The organism is Nonomuraea jabiensis (assembly GCF_014204795.1).
Taxonomy (GTDB): Bacteria; Actinomycetota; Actinomycetes; order Streptosporangiales; family Streptosporangiaceae; genus Nonomuraea; species Nonomuraea jabiensis.
Genome location: NZ_JACHMB010000001.1, coordinates 548231 through 567702, shown reverse-complemented (window position 1 = coordinate 567702; position 19472 = coordinate 548231). Strand labels below are relative to the sequence as shown.

Sequence of the window (19472 nt, the reverse complement as noted above, 5' to 3'; positions counted from 1 at the left end):
GGGAGATCAGGAAGTTTCAGCGGGCGGGCCGGGCAGCCACGATGAGTTCCGCGCGGACCAGGTCGATGGTCGTCAGCACCGGCGCGATCTTGGCCAGCATCCGCCAGAGGAAGCGGAAGCGTTCCTCCAGGATCCGGCAGTCCGCGTGCCCATGCGCGGCCATGCGGGCGATGAGCGCGAGCGCGATCGACATCGCGGGCAGCGACACCCACCCGTGCAGCCGCTTCGGATGGCAGCGGGCGGCCACATACTTGCCCACAGCCCAGAACCCGTTGTCGCGCAGCACCAGCCCTTCGCGCACGACCCGCTCGGCCTGATCGGCGAGCTTGCGGCCGTCGCGACAGTTGCGCTGGTCGAACAGCAGGCGCGCGGCCGTCACGCGGGTGTCCTCATCAAGCAGGGCCGAGGGGACGACCTGCGCGGCGCTCCAGAGGCTCTCGAGCATCTCCGGATCCTGACGGGCCATCAGCTCCGCGCCCATGTCGAAGAGGCCGGCTGGGGCATAGGGGTCGTCCTCTCCCCTGAGGATCGCGAGCGCTGACTCGCCGCACTCCGCACGCACCTCGGCCAGCAGGTCGGAGTCCTCTGCGGCGTCGGCGAGCAGGGACCCTGTCAGCAGGGCGGCCGCCACGGGAGCCTTGCGCCACAGCGCGATGTCGGACGCCACGCAGTGATCCATCTTCGAGGCTGCCAGCCCGGTCGTGATCAGGGCGACCACCGCGCGATCAGGGGGCAGGCCGGCATCCGGGACGGAACGGATCGCCTCGGGATGGTTTCGCAGCAAGGCCGCGGAATCCTCGATCCAGCGGTCCGCGGTGGAATGGTCGATGCGGTTGGCCAGGTCGACGATCGTCCACAGCCGGTCCAGGCGGCTCACCTTCGCCGGGAACGCGTCCGTCCCCGCCAGGTAGCCGGACAACTGCCGGTCCTCCGCATCGCCTCCCTCATAGTGCCCGGGAGCCTCGCAGACCAGCATCTCCCGCGGGTGGGGCCATCGCGGCCACTCGGACGAGACCCAGGGATCTTCGACTGTCAGCCGTACGTGCATGCGCCCGGCGTTCACCAGGTCGTCGGGGAGCGGGATAGAGCCGTCCTTCTCCACAGGGATGATCTCCGGCTCTCGCCAGGGGGCAGTGCACAGGTAGAGGCCCGCGGTCAGGTTCTCCACCCACACGCACTCGTCGAGAAGCAGCGACTTGCCGGCCGCGGTGACGCCGGTGGCGAGCCGGGCAGGCCGCACGCTGCCGACCAGCACGGGGACGCCGGCGAGCGGGAGGACCAGATCGACGCTCCGGTGCTCCTGCACGGTGTCCTGGGCGCGGCGCAAGTTGTAGCGGCCCCGTCCGGACGGCGCGATCTCCTGGATGACCCGCCGCCCCGCTTGCACTTGGAGCGGCGGGAACGCGTCGATGCCCGGCACCTCGATCAGGAGCGCGTCGGCGTCGCCGAAGCCCTCCGTGTGCAGCCGCACAGGGCCGGCGTTCCACCGGGGGCTGCTGCTCGCCTCCTCCACGAGGACCCGCATGGAGGGCGGGGCGACGATGAGCGGTTCTGTCCCACCTGAGGTCGTACAAGTGACGACCCGTTCCCGCTCCACAGGGGAGTAAGAGAGGGAGGGGCGGTCGACGGTCATACCAGGTCCGCAGGACAGCGACGCCTCTCCCGGGACCAGCCCGTCTCCGTTGAACAGCCGCACCGGCGGGGTGCAGCGCAGAGCCAACCCCTCGGCGATGGAGACGGTCCTGCGGGCGTTGCGGCCGATCGGGCCGCGCACCGTGACTTCGAACGCTCCAAGGAGCGGCCGCGGCAGGCCCGCCCACAGCTCCTCGGAAATCTCCGTGGGCTCTCCGACCGTGAACCGGCGGGTGAGGAATTTCTCCTCGCCCGTGGCCGACCGGACGTCGATGAGCCAGGTTGTCGGCGTCTCCGCGGGCAGCCATATGGCGGGAGGCTTGCAGTAGACCGGTGAGCCGTACGGCGTGGTGACACCGGGAATCGGATCGCCGGTGATCACTCGCGGCTTGCTGTGCCCACGGATCGGCCTGTGTCTGACGCCTTCGCCGCTAAGCGCGACCCACGTCGCGCCCTCCAGCAGCACCTGGACGAGCCGCCACCCGTCCCAGCCCACGGGCAGAGGGCTCTCGACGATGACGCGGGGCGGGACGTCGGCGACCACCTCCCTGTCACGGGGGTGGAGGACCCAGACGGCGTCCGGAGGGACGCCGAGGTGAGACTGGAGCTGACGGCCGCTCTCAGTGAAGATCAGCAATGGGTCGCCGGAATCGACGATGCCGATCTCCGTCTCGTGCTCCGTCCCCTGGAGGGAGATCTGCGCGACACGGGCAGGCCTGGTCAGGGGGAAGGTCGTGGTCGGCGCTCCCTCCGCCGCGCCGACCCACAAGGGCCGGCTCTTGACGAGATTCGGTACGCCGTCGACTGTCACGTTCCAGCGCGCGGTGCCGTCAGGAGCCTCCCCAACGGGAGGCAGCACGATCTGAACGCCCTGCCCAAACGGGTCCAGCGCCAGCCGGGGGCGCTCGACCTGCGTGAGCCGGGCGGGCGTCGCCGTGCCCCGTCCGAGGTCCAGCCGGCCCTGCTCGATCAGCTCCTGGGCTCGCTCGATGAAGCGTACGGGCAGCCCGAGACCGCCGAGGTCGGGTTCGGGTGACCTCATGCGGTCCAGCAGATCAAGGCAACGGTCGATCACGTCCACGGCGAAGTCGGTGCCGTTTCTGATGAACCTGCGCGCGGGCACGTCCAGGGAGTACAGGCGCGTCTCGCGCGCGGTCGCCCACGCGAGCAGTGCGTCGGCGTCGATCGCGGGATCCTGCGCGTGCCGACGGAGGAGCAGCGCGAAGAAGTCGTCCAGGCAGAAGGTCGGTATGCCCGCATGCATGAGAATCGGTCCCACATACTTCTGCTCCCGCTCGGGAAACAGGGGGAGGCGGAACCTTTTCAACGCGTCGAGATATGCGGCTCCCCATGCATTCGAGTCCTGCGGAATGGTGAACGAACGGTAACTCAGCGTCGTCCTCAGATAAGGCCAGAAAGTGCCTTGCCGATAGTGATGAACCGCCACCCCCGTGAGGGTCACGGCGACGCAGGCCGGCCATCGGTCGAAGAGGGAGAGATACTTCCCTTTCGTCACCTTCAGCTGATACAGGGCCCCGAGCGCCTTGCCGGTGGAATCGAGGGAGTCCTGGTCGACCTCGACCTCTGTGAGCAGGGAGACGGTCGGGAGCAGGGAGCGCCATTCGGATTCGCGTCGGTCGAGAAGCTCGGCCGACTCCGTAGCCGATATTTCTGACATGTGGCTTTGGGGGGACATGGAAGCGCACCGCCTGTCATTCAGCAGCCGAGCGGCGCGAGTAGCCCGCGATGTCGACGTACCGCATGCTCCAACGTTTTGCCTTGATGGCCGGGTTGGAAGGGCATGGGGCAGAATTAAAGCAGTTGTTGATGATATTCACAAGCAATCCTCTGCTTTGAGACCGAGTGGGAAGAGCGATCCATGGCACGGCAGCGCCTCGGGACTCTTCGCGGTCCAGCCGGAAGCCGCCGCCGTGCACATCTCAGCCGCCTTCCCTGTCGTCGTAGGAGCGGCCCCGCTTGCGGGTGCGCATGTGCCATTCGGAGCGAACTTGCTTGGAGATGCGAGCCGCGTCATGCCGTGCCTCGAGTGCGTGCCTGCGCAGCTTCTCCATCTCGGCCAAGAACTCGTCGGCATTCGGTGCCCAGGCCAGGCTCCGCTCCAGGGCGTCGCCGGCGGCGTTGAGGATCGCCTCGGCCGCGTTCACGTCACCACGGAGCAGGGCGTCTGACGCGCGGCGCTTCGCCTCCTGCGCATCGTGGAAGAGTTGTTCAGCGCGGACGACGGGGTTGGGAATGCGCCCGGCGGCTTGGTCTCCGGGAACCACGTTGACCGACACGGGCACCGTGACGGTGTACGTGGTCAGCGTCCGGCTCTCCACGTACGTGAACTCGAGTTCGGCGACGGTGGCCAGGCCGAGAACGGCCATCCCGGCCACGGGCATCCGGATGAGAAGCTTGCGTGTCTCTCCGCCGTAGAAGTCGCCCAGCTCCGTGACCACCGCACCGTCGGCGCGCTGTGTGCAGGGCAGATCGCCGTACAGCCGGAGACCGGAGACGGCGGTGCGCGGCGTGATCGTGAGAGAGGCTGCCTGGACGACCTTGGACAGCAGGACGCCGACCTCTGACGCGATGAGCTGAACAGCGGTGTCGGCCTCTGTGGCGTGCAGGGAGCTTCCGGCGCCGCCGTCCGCTATAGCTGCTATGAGCCGTTCGTCGTAATCCAGGCCGTAGCCGAGCGCGGTAGTGGTGACGCCGTGCTGATGAGCATCACGTGCGATGTCCGCCAGAAGTTCGTGATTGACGATGCCCTCGTTGGCGTGACCGTCGGAGATGAGCAGCAGCGTGGCGCTGCGCTCGTCGGCAACGCGACGAGCTTCCTGAATCCCGCGAAGCAGACCACTGGACAGATCGGTGGAGCCCATCGGACGGAGGGCCTCGATCGTCCGCTTGGCCGCAGCCTTGTGGGCCAAGGGTCCGGCCGGCAACTCGACCCGTGCGGAATTACTGAAGCTGACCAGGCCGAAGTTGTCGGCAGGGTCGAGACGGTCCACCAGGCCGAGCAGCGCACGCTGGGCGCCGGCCAGCCGGGCGCCGCCCATCGAACCGCTGCGATCGAGGACGACCTGTACGGTCGCGGGCGGCCGATCGCCGATGGCGGGCGGGGGAGCGGCGATCTCCAGCATGAGGGTGACCTCGTCGTCCTGGTCGAAGGGGACGACGGTCAGGTCGAGATGAGCGGTGATGTGCATGAACGTTCTCCTGTCAGCGGCGCTTGAGCGTCCACGGACCGTCGGCTTTAACGGTGACCAGACGTGTGCCGGCGGGAAGCACCGCGCTGCCCTGATAGCTGCCGATGTCGTTGAACAGAAGGTCGCCCCAGCTGCCCGGGCGGGTATAGCTCTGGACGATGAAGTTCGACTCTCCGCTGTGCGCAGCGGTCACCGTGCGCAGCCCACGGGTGGGGGAGAGCTTGAGCACCTGATCGCCCGAGCCCTGCACGGTGGCCGTGCACCAGCACCGGGCCTTGCTCGGGGGCTTGAAGACAGCGCTCCAGGCGCCGTCGGCCTTGATCTGCACGGCGGCGATGCTCTTGGTGGTGCCGTCGCCGTTGTAGAGCACAGTGCCCTTGTACGGGCCGATCTCGTTGACCAGGAGCTGTTCCTGCTTCCCGGACGAGTTGACGGTCGTGACGATGAAGTTGGACTCGCCCGTGTGCGTGAGTGCCAGCAGACCTGGGCTCTTGGTGAGGCGGATGCGGAGCACCTGGTCGCCTACGCCCGTATAGCTCGTGTCGGCGTGCGCGGTCGCCGGAACCAGCAGGGTGGCGAGGGTCAGAGCCAGGACGGCCAGCGAACGGAGAAGCATCGATGGTCTCCTCAGGGGGTGAAGGTGTCCACTAGAGAATCATATTGTGAACTCAGCGCACAACTTATTTCGTGATCTGGACAGTAAGCGAATGTCGGTCGTAAGATTCCGCACACGTACCAACCCCTGTTCTGCCAAACTGATAGCCCCCTGGGACGAGGAGCTGACGGTGACGAGCACTGCCGTAGAGCGGCCGGAGATAGGCCGGCTTGTGTCGGTTCGAGGCCAGCGTTGGGTGGTCGGCGAGGTGGAACCCGGACCGGGCAGCACTCTGGTGACGCTGCAGAGCGTCGAGGACGGGCGCTACGGCGACACGCTCACCGTCGTCTGGGAGGTCGAGCCCGGTGGCAAGGTGCTGCCCAGCGGGGCACTTCCCGAGGTGACGGCCGCAGGGTTCGACTCGCCTGGGCGACTGGCCGCCTTCCTCGACGCCATCCGTTGGTCGGCCGTGACGAGCGCTGACGTCAAGACGCTGCAAGCGCCGTTCCGCTCGGGGGTCGCCATCGAGGACTACCAGCTGGAGCCGGTGGCCCGCGCCGTCGACGCCCCCAGGGTCAACCTGCTGCTCGCCGACGACGTCGGCCTGGGCAAGACCATCGAGGCCGGGCTCGTCGCCGAGGAGCTGCTGCTGCGCCATCGCGGGCGGCGCATCATGATCGTCTGCCCAGCCGGCCTGACCATCAAATGGCAGGAGGAGATGGCCGAGAAGTTCGGCCTCGACTTCACGATCATCGACACCGATCGGTGCGCCAAGGTCCGCCGCTCGTACGGCAGCGCCGCCAACCCCTTCGAGATCTACCCGCTCAGCATCGTCAGCCTGCCCTGGCTGCGCGGGCAGAAGGCGCAGCGGCTGCTGGCCGAGTTGCTGCCGGCCGATGGCCCGTCCTATCCGCGCACCTTCGACCTGCTGATCCTCGACGAGGCGCATCACGTGGCCCCCGCCGCCCCCAAGCAGGCTTACGCGGTCGACTCACAGCAGACCAAGCTGATTCGCTGGCTGGCACCACACTTCACGCACCGCCTCTTCCTCTCAGCGACTCCGCACAACGGCTACGAGGCGTCCTTCACGGCGCTGCTGGAGACCCTCGACGATCAGAGGTTCGCTCGGGGGGTCAAGCCGAAACGGAGCGCCCTGGACGAGACCGTCGTCCGGCGGCTGAAGAGCCAAATCCGCGAGAACGGCAGGGAGAAGTTCCCGAAGCGGGTCGCCAAGGAGATCCCCGTCCTGTATCCCGAGGACGAGCGCGAGGCCCACGAACTACTCAAGGAGTTCGCCAAGCTCCGCAGGGCGCGGCTGCGGCAACGGCGCGGGCGAAGGGCGGCAGACCTGGTTACCCTCCTTCTGAAGAAGCGGCTGTTCTCAAGCCCTGACGCGTTCGCGCGTACCATCGACGTCTACCTGGAGTCCGTCCAGAGTCGGGTTGAGACGCTGGCCGACAGCGACGACATGCCGGAGTGGATGGAAGACTACGACGAGGACGTCGCCGGCCTCGGCGACGAGGAACTTGCCGAGGCTGAGGATGACGCGGTGACCCGCGCGTATCCTCTGCAGGGCGGGGCCACCCCTGAGGAGGTCGAGCTGCTGCGCCGCATGCGCACGTGGGCCGGCCAGTACGCGACCCTGCCGGACGCGAAGGCCGCCGAGCTGATCACATACCTGAAGGCGGTCTGCATGCCGGATGGCTGCAACTGGTCTTCAGAACGCGTCGTGGTCTTCACCGAGTACAAGGACACTCTGGACTGGCTGCAGTTGCTGCTGGCCCAAGAAGGCCTGAGCGGCGACGCCGTGCAGACCATGCACGGGCAGAAGCCGGCAGGGGAGCGCGAGCAGATCCGGCGCGCCTTCCAGAAGGCCCCCGAAGAGCATCCGGTACGCATCCTGCTCGCGACCGACGCCGCAGGCGAGGGCATCGACCTGCAGAACTACTGTCACCGCCTGGTGAACTACGACATCCCGTTCAACCCCAACAAGCTCGAACAGCGAATCGGCCGCATCGACCGGTATGGCCAGAGCAAGACCCCCGAGATCCGCCACTTCGTCGGCGTGGTCAAGGGTGGCGCGACCGATACCTATGAAGCCGACCTTGAGTTCCTGTCCCGCGTGGCACGCAAGGTCGCCCAGCAGACCCAGGACCTCGGCCCGGTGAACGCGGTCATCTCTGAGCGGCTGCAGCGCCGGTTGCTCGGCGAGAACGTCTCGATCGACCATGTCGAGGAGGACGCGCCCCCGGACGAAGTTCCTATCGAGCATGACCTGCCCGAGCAGGTGCGCAAGCTGCGTGCCAACCTCGACCGCACCATCGACGAGCTGCGCATCACACCGGCCAACGTCAAGCGGGTCGTGGACACAGCTCTTCAGCTGACCCGCCAGCAGCCGCTGCGGCCGCACGCGGACGAACGGCATCTCGCGGAGGGCTTCTGGGAGGTCCCGATTCTCACCGGATCCTGGGAACGAGGCAGCGTCGGCCTGCTGGAGAAGCTCTCCGACGAGGACCTGGCCAAGGGCGTCGTGCCCCGGCGCAGGCCCATCACCTTCGACTCCGCCACCACCCGTGATCCCGATGGCCGAGTCCGTGACGACGTGGTGCTTGCCCACCTCAACCATCCGCTGGTGGCCATGTCCACCGGTCTGCTGCGGGCCGCGGTCTCCAACCCGGAGATAGACCTGAACCGCGTGACGGCGGTCGTCAGCGATCACCCCGCCCTCGAAGGCGTCTTCATCGGCGCCTACTCGCGCTTCGTCGTGGCCGGCGGCGACGGCATCCTGCTGCACGAGGAGATCCTCTACAGCGGCGGATGGCTGCGCGAGCGCCACCCCTGGTTCGCCCGCGCCGCCTCGCTGACCCAGACGCGAGAGATCCTCGACCACGCGCTCGCCGAAGGGGTCCCCGCTCCGGCCCACCTGCGCTCCCGGCTGGCCGAGGCATGGCCCCGCGCCCGCGAGGGCCTGCTCGACGCCGTCTACTCGCGTTCGGCCGACCGGGAGAAGTCCCTGGCCGGTGTTCTCGCCCGGCGCCAGGAGTCCGAGCAGAACACGATCACCTCCAATTTGAGCGAGTTCGAGGCGACGCTGCGCGGCAAGCTCGCCGAGGATGAGGACGACGCGCTGATCAGCTTGAGCGAGATCACCAAGGACGCCCGCGAGCTGGCCCAGTACCGCCGGGACAGGCAGTCGTGGCAGGACCGCCTGGCGCAGCTCGCCGTTGAACGAGACCGCGAGCTCGAAGTGATCGCCGCCCGCTACGCCGACCCCCGCCCCCACACCTTCCCCGTCGCGTTGATCTTTGTCGTCCCCGAGCGTGAGGCAGCTACCCGATGAAGTTCAGCAAGCCCCGAGACCCCAACCGGGAGCACCTCGACTGGCTTGGCCTGGTCGACGTCTCCGGTCCCTTCCTGAGCCTGCCGGTGCTGCGGAAGACCTGGCCCTCGCTGGACGCGCTCACCAAGCAGGACCGCGAACGGCTGCGTTCTCGACACAGCGCCTGGCAGAGCTCCGGCGACCGGGCCGCCTGGATCGACTACGTTCTGCGCGACCTGCTCAGCTGGGGCGACGCGCTGCGGACCGAGGACCTCGGCAAGTACGAGGTGGCCGTGCCCGAGCACGACACCACCCTCGTGCCGGACTTCACCATGAACGGACGGCTGCTCGGGCTGGTCTGCGAGGGCGACCCGGTCAAGCGGATCCCCGGCTCGGAATGGGCGGCCACCCCCGCCGACCGCGTGGCGCATCTGTGCCGGGTACACGACGTGCCGCTCGGCCTGGCGACGGACGGACGGCGCTGGGCGCTGGTCTGGGCGCCCCGGCAGAGCGTGACCACTACCGCGGTCTTCGACGCCATGGCCTGGAACGAGGCGGCCGAGCTGGTCGTGGTCCGCGCCTTCGTCTCGCTGCTGAGCCGCGAGCGTTTCCTCGGCGTCACCGACGACGAGACGCTTCCTGCGCTGCTCGCGGCCAGCAAGGACAACCAGGAAGTCATCACCGAGCGGCTCGGTTCCCAGGTCCGCCAGGCGGTCGAACTTCTCGTCGCCGCCATCGGCCGGGCCGACGCCGCCGATCGCGATCGGGGCGGCCCGGGTCTGGGGAGGGACGTCACGCCGCACGACGTCTACCGGGGCGCGGTCACCGTCATGATGCGAGTGGTCTTCCTGCTCTTCGCCGAGGAACGAGGCTTGCTTCCCGCCGACAACGACCTCTACCTGCGGGCGTACTCCGCCGGGAGGCTGTGCGAGGAACTGGAGCAGCGGGCCAATGCCGGCTCGGAGACCGAGCTGGAGCACACTTACGCGGCCTGGCACCGGTTGCTCGCCCTGTGCAACGCCGTCTACCGGGGCGTTGACCACCCGAAGCTGACCATGCACGCGCACGACGGCTCGCTGTTCGACCCCGACCAATACGCCTGGCTGCCGCTGTCGGTCGACGACCGCACCGTCCTGCACATGCTCCGCGCCGTGCAGTACGTCTGGATCAGCGCGGGCAAGCAGCGCACCAACCGCAGCATGAACGTGCCCGACTTCGAGAGCCGCGACAAGGCGAAGAAGGGCGAGCGGCGCAAGCTCAGCTTCCGTACCCTGGACGTCGAGCAGATCGGCTACGTCTACGAGGGCCTGCTCTCCTATGAGGGGTTGCGCGCCACCGACGTCGTGGTCGGTCTCGTCGGCACGGAAGGTCTGGAGGAGGAGGTACGGCTACGCGACCTCGAACGGCTCTCCCCCCGTGACCTGGCCGAGAAGTGCAAGGAATCGGGCATTGGCAGCGTGTCGGCCGTGGAGAAAGCACTCGCGCCGATGGGCCCGGTCGAGACCGAGGAGGCCAGGAGTAAGCTGCTCGCGGTCACCAAGGGAGACGCCGAGCTGACCGAGCGGCTGCTGCCGTTCTACGGGGTCATCCGCGCCGACCTGCGCGGCCAGCCCACGGTCATCCTGCCTGGCGCCCTGTATGTCACAGAATCCTCGCTTCGCAAGAACACCGGCACCCACTACACGCCACGCGACCTCGCCCAGCAGGTCGCCGAGGGGGCGCTTGAGCCGCTGGTATACCGAGTCGGCCCGCTTCAGACCGCCGACCGCAGCCAGTGGGTGCCGAAGACGGCCGACGAGATCCTTGATCTCAAGGTCGCCGACATCGCGATGGGCTCGGCCGCCTTCCTGGTCGCCGCCGCCCGCTATCTAGGGGACCGCCTAGTGGAGGCATGGTCGCGGCAGGGCGACGAGCGCGCCACCGCCTACGTCTCCGGCACGGCAGACCGCGCGCTTGACGCTGACGAGGATCCCGTCGTGATCGAGGCCCGGCGGCAGGTCATCGAGCACTGCCTGTACGGGGTGGATATCAATCCGATGGCCGTGGAGATGGCCAAGCTGTCGTTGTGGCTGGTCTCCATGGACCCGCGGCGGCCGTTCACGTTCCTCGACGACCGACTCGTCGCTGGCGACTCGCTGCTTGGGATCACCTCGGTAGAGCAGTTGGAGTACATGCATCTCGATCCGAGGCGGGGGCGCAAGCTCTACAAGGACGTGGCGGTCGACTTCACGAAGGACGTGCGGTCGCTGCTGGGGGACGTAGCCGAGCGGCGGCGGACGCTGGTCGGCATCGAGGTCAAAGAGGACGATCCGCTCGGGGCTCTGGCCAGGAAGCGTAGCATCCTCGGGCAGATCGAGTTGGACACAGCGCAGGCACGGTCGTTCGCGGACCTGCTGGTGGGAGCCTCGCTGGCGTACGCGGTTGAGCAGGGACGGCTTAAGGCGGACCATCCGGTGCCGGGGTCGCTCGACCGTAACCGAGCACGTGGGTTCGATGCGGCGTCGCTGCAGGCATCGGCATTGGCCAGCGCCAGCGTGCGGCGTGACCCGGACGGTTTGCTGAGAGAGCAGGTCCAACGGAAGCAATGGCTGGAGACGGATCGGGTACCGGGGTCTTTCGGGCGGTACCCGGTCCACTGGCCGCTGGTCTTTCCCGAGGTGTTCGATGAGAGGCGGACGAACGGAGCCGGATTCGACGCGGTGATTGGGAACCCACCGTTCCTGGGTGGCAAGAAAATCAGCGGATCAAGCGGTTCGGCCTATCGTGAGTATCTGGTCTCAGCCATAGCACAAGGAGCGAAGGGCAACGCTGATTTGGTTGCCTATTTCATGCTCAGAGGCCATGTCCTGCTGAACGGAGGAGGGCAAGCTGGACTCATCGCGACAAATTCACTTGCCCAAGGAGACAGCCGAGAGGTAGGCCTGGACAGACTTGTCGAGCGCGGCACTATTATACGACAAGCGATCAAGAGTGCTCCGTGGCCATCCAGCGGTGCCGTTTTGGAATATTGTGCTGTTTGGACCAGTTCTACTCTCGCGGAAGAGAGTCAGAAGATCTTGGACGGGCTTTCGGTTGCCGGTATCACTCCATCTCTTGAGATGGAATCTCGTGTCACGGGAAATCCGTATCGTCTTAAGGCGAGTTCCGGGATCGCATTTCAAGGTTCTATCGTCGTGGGTCTGGGCTTTACAATGGAGTCAAATGAAGCACAAGAAATCATCGCCCGGAGTCCTCGTGAAGCGGATGTGCTGTTCCCGTACCTGAACGGCCAAGATCTTAATTCTAGGCCTGACCTTACCGCTAGTCGTATCATAGTGAATTTTCGGGACTGGGACGAGACTCGGGCTAAGGAGTATCAGGCTGCTTATAATCGGGTTTTGCGCCTGGTTAAGCCTGAGCGCGAGAAAGTAAATCGCGAATCGCACCGGCTACGGTGGTGGCGTTACGGCGACTACAAACCTAGCTTGTATGCAACCATAAAAGGGCTAGAGCGGGTTATTACGATCACACTGGTGAGCAAGGTCGTGATGCCGGTGATGGTGCCGACCGGGCAGGTCTTCTCGCACATGCTCGGCGTCTTCGCGACCGACGACACGGCGATGCTGGCTCTGCTATCGAGCGCCCCGCACTACTGGTGGGCCCTCACCCGTGCATCCACCCTGGAGACCCGAGTCCGCTACACGCCTTCCGACGTGTTCGAGACCCTGCCCCTCCCTGAGCTCACGCAGGAGATGCGCGACCTCGGTGCCCGTCTCGACGCCTATCGCCGCGACCTCATGCTCTCCCGCCAGGCCGGCCTCACCACCACCTACAACATGGTCAACAACCCGACCAACACCGACGATGACATCGCCGAGCTCCGCCGCATCCACGTCGCCATCGACGAAGCGGTCTGCCGCGCCTACGGCTGGACCGATCTTCTCGACAAACTCGATCACGGCCGTCACCCAGTGGCCCGCGAGACCCGCTTCACCGTTGGCCCGGCCGTGCAGCGGGAACTTGTGGACCGCCTGCTGGAGCTCAACCACGCCCGCTACGCCGAAGAGGTCAAGGCAGGCCTACACGACAAGCAGGGAAAGAAGGCCCCCCGTCCGAAAGCCGCGAACAAGCCGGCGAAGGCTGAACCCGAAGGACGCCTGTTTTGATTGACGACCAGGGTGACCTCTTCCCCGACCTGGGGAACAGGCAGCAAACACTCGACCTCGCCCCCGCATCGGCCGTGCCAGAGCAGGACCCCGGCGTGCCCCTCGACGCCCAGCAGCAGTTCGCGGAGGCCGACTCCTTCCAGGTACGTGAGGAGTTCGAGAAGCTGGTCCGGCTTGACCTGCTCGGCCCATGGGGCGGCGACCTGGAGGCGTTCTCGCATCGGGCAGCGGGCCCCAGGGAGCGGTACCTGCTGGGCATGCTCGGCCCGAAGCACACGCCGAAGTCGGCGCGGGAAGAGGCAGGCGAGGTACCTGACACCGAGACCGGGGTGAGCGGCGACGCCCGCGACGCCGAGCTCAGCGACAAGCTGACCCCGCAGAACCTGGGCCGCATCTGGGCTTCCTCCATGGGGCTGTCCTTCGCGGTCCCGGCCCGCGTGGACGCCGTCTCGGTCACCGTCTCGTGGGGCCGGTACGCCAAGACGGAGATCGAGCTCGAGGACGGCAAGAAGGTCAGCACCTGGGCGCGCCAGCCGATCAGCGCGGACAAGGAGATCCGCCTCGACGGGGAGCCGACTTACCACGTGCCGCTGACCGGCGGCGAGCAGGGCGTCTACCTGGCGGTGGCGGTGCGGTCGCAGCCCAACGACCGGCGGGTCGTGGAGCTCACGCTGGTCAATGCCCAGCCGGAGCCGGAGAGCAATCCCGACACAGCGTGGCTGTTCCAAGCGGAGCTGCGGGTTCGTGCCCTCGACGGAGACGCGGCGATCTTCCTGCCGATCGACGATCCCCTTGACGGCGACAGCCAGTGGGGCAGCGAGGACTTCGAGGAGAAGCACCTGCGGTTGCTCTATCGCAACCACCGCCGTTATGCCTCCGGGCGCAACGTAGCGGTGCACGCGAAGGTGCGTGACGACGAGCGTGTCGCGCACGAGCTGGTCACCACCTGGATTCCCTACCACGACGTGCCCGCCACGATCGCCGCGAGCGACGGGCTCGGCGGCGTCGAGCTCTCCATGGACGAGCTGGCCACGGCGGACCTCGACCGGCTGAAGCAGGGTCTGTCACCGCTGGCGGACGGCTACCTGGCCTGGCTCGACACCCAGGCACGCCGCAGCGACGTGCCCGAAGCCCTGCGCAAGACTGCGGAGAAGGCGGTCTTCGAGGCCAGGCTGATCGCCCAGCGCGTCCAGAAGGGCGTCGAGCTGTTGACCGATCCGAGCCATCCCGGCCACGAGCATGCGCTCCGTGCTTTCCGCTTCGCCAACGCGGCCATGGCCGACCAGCGTCGCCACAGCACCGCCGCCAAACTCCGGCAAGAGAAAGGCTGGGGGTATGAGCAGGCGCTGGCCGAGGTCGAGAGCCGCGGTCCGAGCGAGGCATCCTGGCGCCCGTTCCAGCTCGCCTTCGTCTTGCTCAACCTGCCGGCACTGGCCGACCCCGGACACGCGGAGCGGGCGGCGGACCGTACGGGACTGGTGGACCTGCTGTTCTTCCCCACCGGCGGTGGCAAGACCGAGGCGTACCTGGGGCTGACCGCGTTCACACTCGCCATCAGAAGACTGCAGGGGAAGCTCGGTTCGGGTGCGGACACCCGGGACGGGTCGGCAGGCGTGGCCGTGCTCATGCGCTACACCCTGCGGCTCCTGACCGCACAGCAGTTCCAGCGCGCTGCGGCGCTGATCTGCGCGGCCGAGGTGCTGCGCAGGAAGGAACCGGCGGCCTGGGGAGCCGAGCCGTTCCGGATTGGCCTGTGGGTGGGCGCGGGTGTCTCCCCCAACTGGTTCGGCGAGGCGGTCGACCAGATCCACGAGGCCAGGCAGGCAGGCGACGGCAAACGTACCAACGTTCTGCAGACTCTGACCTGCCCGTGGTGCGGCGAGGAACTGGCCGGCCACAAAGATCTTCATCCGGACACCGACCGCCGCCGTGTCCTTCTCTACTGCCGTCGCGGAGAGGGTGATGACCCTTGCCCGTTCTCCAAGCGGGGCGAGGATGCGATGTTGCGCGAGCTGTTCGCCGGCCGCGAGGGTGACGACCTGAAGGCGGCCCTGGCCGTCCACCGTGAGGGTCTGCCGATCCTCACCATCGACGAGGAGATCTACCGTTACGCGCCCAGCCTCGTCATCGCGACCGTCGACAAGCTCGCACAGCTGCCCTGGAAGGGTTACGCCGGGCTGCTCTTCGGCCGGGTCTCCCGGAGGTGCCCGCGGCACGGCTACCGCCACGACGACCTGGACCTGAAGACGGACTGCGGCGACAGACACTTCAAGAAGAACGATCTTGCGGCCGTCCCGCAGAGCGAGCCCGTGACCCGGCTGCGGCCTCCGGACCTCATCATCCAGGACGAGCTGCACCTGATCTCCGGCGCACTCGGGACCACGGTGGGCCTGTTCGAAACCGCCATCGCGGAGTTGTGCACCTGGCGGCTGCCGGATGGCCAGGAGACCGGCCCCAAGATCGTCGCTTCGACGGCCACCACCAAGCGGGCCAAGGCCCAGGTGCTCGGCGTGTTCGGCAAGGACCTGGCGATCTTCCCGCCGCAGGTCATCGACATCGGCGACACCTTCTTCTCCCGGCAGGTCCCGCTCTCTCGCAAGCACCCCGGCCGCCGCTACCTCGGGCTCTGCGCGCACGGCGTACGGCTCAAGTCCGCCGAGATCCGCCTGGCGGAGATCCTGCTCATCGCGGGGCAGACCCTCTTCGACAAGTACGGGGCTCCCGCCGATCCCTACATGACGCTGGTCGGCTACTTCAACGCCACCAGGGAACTCGCCGGGATGCGGCGTTACGTCGACGACGACGTCACCACGCGCGTACGCCGGCACGGCAGGCTCAAGGGACTGTCGAACCGGATCGCGAGCAAGACAGGGATGCTCGCCGTACAGGAGCTTACGTCGCGCATCTCGTCCGGAGACATCAGCGAGGTACTGCGCCGCCTGGAGCACCGCTTCGACCCCGACCTCGACACCTCGCGTCGCCGCCTCGAGATCCCCGCGGAATGGTCGGACGTGCTCAAGGAAAAGGACCGCGACAAGCGCCGCAAGCCCCACCCACTGGCCAGGAAATGGGCGGATCGCAACGATGACGGCAGCCTGCCCGTGGACGTCGCGCTGGCGACCTCCATGCTGCAGGTCGGCGTGGACGTCTCCCGCTTCGGCCTGATGATGGTCATCGGGCAGCCCAAGAACACCGCCGAGTACATCCAGGCCTCCTCTCGGGTCGGACGAGATTCGGAGAGGCCAGGTCTGGTGCTCACGTTGTACAACTGGTCCAGGCCCCGTGACCTTGCTCATTTCGAGGACTTCGAGCACTATCACGCCACCTTCTATCGCCAGGTCGAGGCGTTGTCAGTGACGCCGTTCACGCGGCGGGCGCTCGACCGCGGCGCCACCGCCGCCTTCGTCGCCGCGGTGCGCCAAGCTGCCGAGGGGTACTCGCGGGAGCTAGACGCGCACGATGTCCCGCTGGATGGTGAGATCGTCAAGGCCATCACCAACAGGTTCCTCGCTCGCGCGGAGGCCGTAGGGGAGAGCAGAGCTCGCGAGTACCTGCTGGAACGGCTGAAGGTCATCGTCGACCTGTGGACGCTGAAGAAGACCGGCTCCACGCGGCTCGGCTACCGCGAGGGAACCTACAAGAAGCAGCCGCTCGTGGGGCTGCTCGACATGGCAGGCGACGGCAAGTGGGGCGACCTCACTGTCGGCCAGTCGATGCGAGAGACGGAGAACGAGATCAATCTGATCCTCCCGGGCGGCGGACAGATCTTCGTGCCGCTCTACGGAGCTCCGGCTTGGTCGTTCACCACGTCGGAGCCGGATCCCGCGGACATTCCCGAGGGTGACGAGCTGGGAGAGGTGAGCAGGTAGATGGCCGGCGACAAATACCGGGTGCGCGCTGGAGCTGTGCGCCCCAGCCACCTGATGTTCACCAGCGGCGTCGGGTCCCTCGTCGACCTGCCGAACTTCTCTGTCCTGGTGTCAGGACTCGATGATTGGCGCCACGAGGGTGCGTACGGCTGGGAGCCCCTCGCGGAGCCGCGGTTGCTCGCGGCCATCCAGTCCTTCCCCTATCACAAGGGCGATCCAGAGTATCTGGATTTCCGTTCGGTGAAGGAACTGCGCCCCGCCCCCTGGCTTGCCGGGATCGAACGCGACCCGTCCGGCCCGGCCTCCAAGGTCGGTGTGCCCACCGTCCCGTTCCCTGGATGGATGCGCTGCACCGCGTGCGACCTCCTCGCACCCATAGACTCCAAGGTCTTCGGCTTCGAGAACGACAAGCCGCGCAAGCCGCACGAGGCTCGCTTCTTCCATGACAACTGCGGCCGCAAGCGGAAGGGGCGCAAACCGCTCGCCGTGGCGGCGCGTTTCGTGCTTGCCTGCACCGGCGGCCACCTGGACGACTTCCCTTACGTGGAGTTCGTCCATCACGGGCAGCCGTGCGCCAAGGTCAGCCACCCGACGCTGCATATGACCGACCGTGGCGGGAATCTCGGCGCCAACGTCGAGGTCCGGTGCACGAACTGCGAGGAGAAGCGCAACATCCGCGCCGTCCTCGGCCGCCGCGGGCAGGATCAGCTGCCGCGTTGCCGAGGCAGACACCCCCACCTCTCCCGCTTCGACGAAGGCGGCTGCAACCGGCAGTTGCACGTGCTCGTGGTCGGCGCGTCCAACCAGTGGTTTCCGCAAACGCTGGCTGCGCTGGCCGTGCCCCAGACCGGTGCGAAGGCCATCGACACCATGGTCGAGCGGCACTGGGAGGCCATCAAGCCGCTGATCCTGCCGATGTATCCCTGGGCCAGGGAGAACCTGCCCGCCATGCGTGACCATTTCGCCAAGTGGTCGGACCAGGATGTCTGGGAGGCCACCGAACGCCGCCGCGCGATCGAGGCGGGTGGCACGGAGAAGAAGCCTCCGGCCTACCCGGACCTGCGCTCGCCGGAATGGGAGGTGTTCTCCGCCGAGGAGCTGCCCGAGCCGAACGATGACTTCGCCGTGCGGCGGCTCGATGAGGTTCCCGGCAGGCTCAAGGAGGTCTACGCCGACGTGCTCCAGGTCGAGCGGCTGCGTGAGGTCCGCGCGCTGATCGGCTTCACCCGGCTGGACGCCCCTGACCCCGAAGATCCCGAGTTGGTCACCCGCGCACCCTTGAGTAGATCCAGACCGCTCTGGGTCCCGGCCAGCCAGGTACGCGGCGAAGGGATCTTCCTGCGCCTGCCGGAGGGTCTGCTACGTGGCTGGGAGGAACGGGTCATCGAGTCCGAGGCCATGACGCAGCACCTGGAGGCGTACACCCGATTCCGCAGTTATCGGTATTCCGATCGCATCAAAGGAAACTTCGACGCCGCGCGCGGCTGGCCAGGGCCGCGTTTCTACGCGCTCCACACCCTTTCCCACCTGCTCATCCGCACGATCGCACTGCAGTGCGGCTACAGCTCGGCGAGCTTGTCGGAGCGCATCTACGCGGGCACTGCGGATGATCCTCGCAGCGGCATCCTCATCTACACCGCCGTCCCGGACTCGGAGGGCACGCTCGGCGGCCTCGTCTCCCTCGCCGAGCCCGACAGGCTGGTCGAGCTCACGTTCGGTGCTCTGCGGGACGCACGGCACTGCTCATCCGACCCGCTGTGCGCGGAGCGGACTCCGCAGGCGCCGGCGGACTTCCTGCACGGAGCGGCCTGCCACGTCTGCCTGTTCGTCTCGGAGACGACCTGCGAGCGAGGCAACCGCTATCTGGACCGCCGTTTCGTCGTCCCGCTCGCTGATGAACCTGAGCTGGCCCTCTTCGCCGGATTGCTATGAGGGAGAGAGCGAAGGCGGAGAGCACGATCGCTCGGGCGGCGAGCCGCCTGAGCGCGAGTGACCTGCGCCTGCTCGCCGCCCGAATAGAGGAGAACTGGCATCGCGAAGCCATCCTCACCGCCGTGCCGCGAATGGGTTTCGCCGAAGTGGCCGCGGAGGTGCTGGACTCCGGCCAGACAGGTACCGAGCTGGCCGCCTACCTCCGCGGCCTCGCCGCAGGCTTGGAGGCACAAGCCGACCGCGTGCGGGTGGAAGCTGTGTGGACGGGCCCTCGAACGCTACCCGTGCCCGTTCGGGCAACCGGCAATGTGCTGACCGAGGTGGTGTCCGAGGCCAGGTACGAGCTGGCCATGATGACGTACTCCGCCAAGCCGTACGAACCGGTGCTGGTTGCACTCGCGGAGGCGGTCGGTCGCGGGGTGACGGTGACCGTCGTCGTCGAGACATTAGCCGGGGCGGGCTCGGCCATGAGCGGCGGCGAGCCGGCCGCGGCCTTCGCCTCGGTGGCCGGCATAGAGCTGTGGCACTGGCCGCTGAGCAAGCGCGATGAGGCTGGAGCCAAGATGCACGCCAAGCTCGCCGTGGCCGATCGGCGGACACTGCTGGTCTCCAGCGCGAACCTGACGCAGTCGGGAGTGGCCAAGAACATCGAGGCCGGGCTGCTCGTACGCGGTGGCACTGCTCCGGTCCGCGCCGCCGAACACATCGCTGAACTACGAGCGAAAGGCATCCTCGAGCGATTACGGTGAACCACTAAATTGAGTTTCGGAC

The 19472-nt window shown here is 67.2% G+C and carries 8 protein-coding genes; 5 read left to right on the top strand and 3 right to left on the bottom strand.

Translation table 11 applies throughout. The features are described 5' to 3' along the window. Positions 1 to 16 precede the first annotated feature (16 nt). The 3 genes from HD596_RS02410 to HD596_RS02400 all read right to left on the bottom strand — a co-directional run bounded on the left by HD596_RS02410 (position 17) and on the right by HD596_RS02400 (position 5457). The gene (locus tag HD596_RS02410) at positions 17 to 2911 is read right to left on the bottom strand and encodes a hypothetical protein (RefSeq protein ID WP_185067666.1); all 2895 of its coding nucleotides are present in this window, start codon (positions 2909 to 2911) and stop codon (positions 17 to 19) included. Positions 2912 to 3572: 661 nt separating this feature from the next. Then, entirely contained in the window at positions 3573 to 4841 is a 1269-nt protein-coding gene (locus HD596_RS02405) for a VWA domain-containing protein (RefSeq protein WP_185067665.1), read from the bottom strand. A gap of 13 nt (positions 4842 to 4854) precedes the next feature. Then, positions 4855 to 5457 (bottom strand): hypothetical protein, encoded by a 603-nt coding sequence (locus HD596_RS02400; protein ID WP_185067664.1) that lies wholly within the window; start codon positions 5455 to 5457, stop codon positions 4855 to 4857. Between the two features lie 46 nt (positions 5458 to 5503). Here HD596_RS02400 and drmD point away from each other — a divergent pair, with 46 nt between their 5' ends. From drmD to drmC, 5 genes are read left to right on the top strand one after another with little or no spacing between them, the layout of a single operon-like run. Then, the gene (gene drmD / locus HD596_RS02395) at positions 5504 to 8776 is read left to right on the top strand and encodes a DISARM system SNF2-like helicase DrmD (RefSeq protein ID WP_313042389.1); all 3273 of its coding nucleotides are present in this window, start codon (positions 5504 to 5506) and stop codon (positions 8774 to 8776) included. Then, positions 8773 to 12900, top strand: a complete 4128-nt coding sequence (locus HD596_RS02390; RefSeq protein WP_246554075.1) for an Eco57I restriction-modification methylase domain-containing protein — start codon at positions 8773 to 8775, stop codon at positions 12898 to 12900. Before drmD ends, HD596_RS02390 begins: the two co-directional genes overlap by 4 nt. After that, positions 12897 to 16769, top strand: a complete 3873-nt coding sequence (gene drmA, locus HD596_RS02385; protein ID WP_185067663.1) for a DISARM system helicase DrmA — start codon at positions 12897 to 12899, stop codon at positions 16767 to 16769. Before HD596_RS02390 ends, drmA begins: the two co-directional genes overlap by 4 nt. After that, positions 16770 to 18701: an MrfA Zn-binding domain-containing protein gene (gene drmB / locus HD596_RS02380; RefSeq protein ID WP_185067662.1), complete on the top strand. Its 1932-nt coding sequence runs from the start codon at positions 16770 to 16772 to the stop codon at positions 18699 to 18701. Further along, a complete protein-coding gene (drmC, locus tag HD596_RS02375) occupies positions 18698 to 19450 on the top strand; it encodes a DISARM system phospholipase D-like protein DrmC (RefSeq protein ID WP_185067661.1) in 753 nt (250 codons plus the stop codon). Before drmB ends, drmC begins: the two co-directional genes overlap by 4 nt. The last annotated feature ends 22 nt before the right edge of the window (positions 19451 to 19472 follow it).

Coding starts and splice junctions, on each gene's coding strand:
- HD596_RS02390 (WP_246554075.1), top strand. CDS start 8,773: ATGAAGTTCAGCAAGCCCCGAGACCCCAACCGGGAGCACCTCGACTGG.
- HD596_RS02405 (WP_185067665.1), bottom strand. CDS start 4,841: ATGCACATCACCGCTCATCTCGACCTGACCGTCGTCCCCTTCGACCAG.
- drmB (WP_185067662.1), top strand. CDS start 16,770: ATGGCCGGCGACAAATACCGGGTGCGCGCTGGAGCTGTGCGCCCCAGC.
- drmC (WP_185067661.1), top strand. CDS start 18,698: ATGAGGGAGAGAGCGAAGGCGGAGAGCACGATCGCTCGGGCGGCGAGC.
- HD596_RS02400 (WP_185067664.1), bottom strand. CDS start 5,457: ATGCTTCTCCGTTCGCTGGCCGTCCTGGCTCTGACCCTCGCCACCCTG.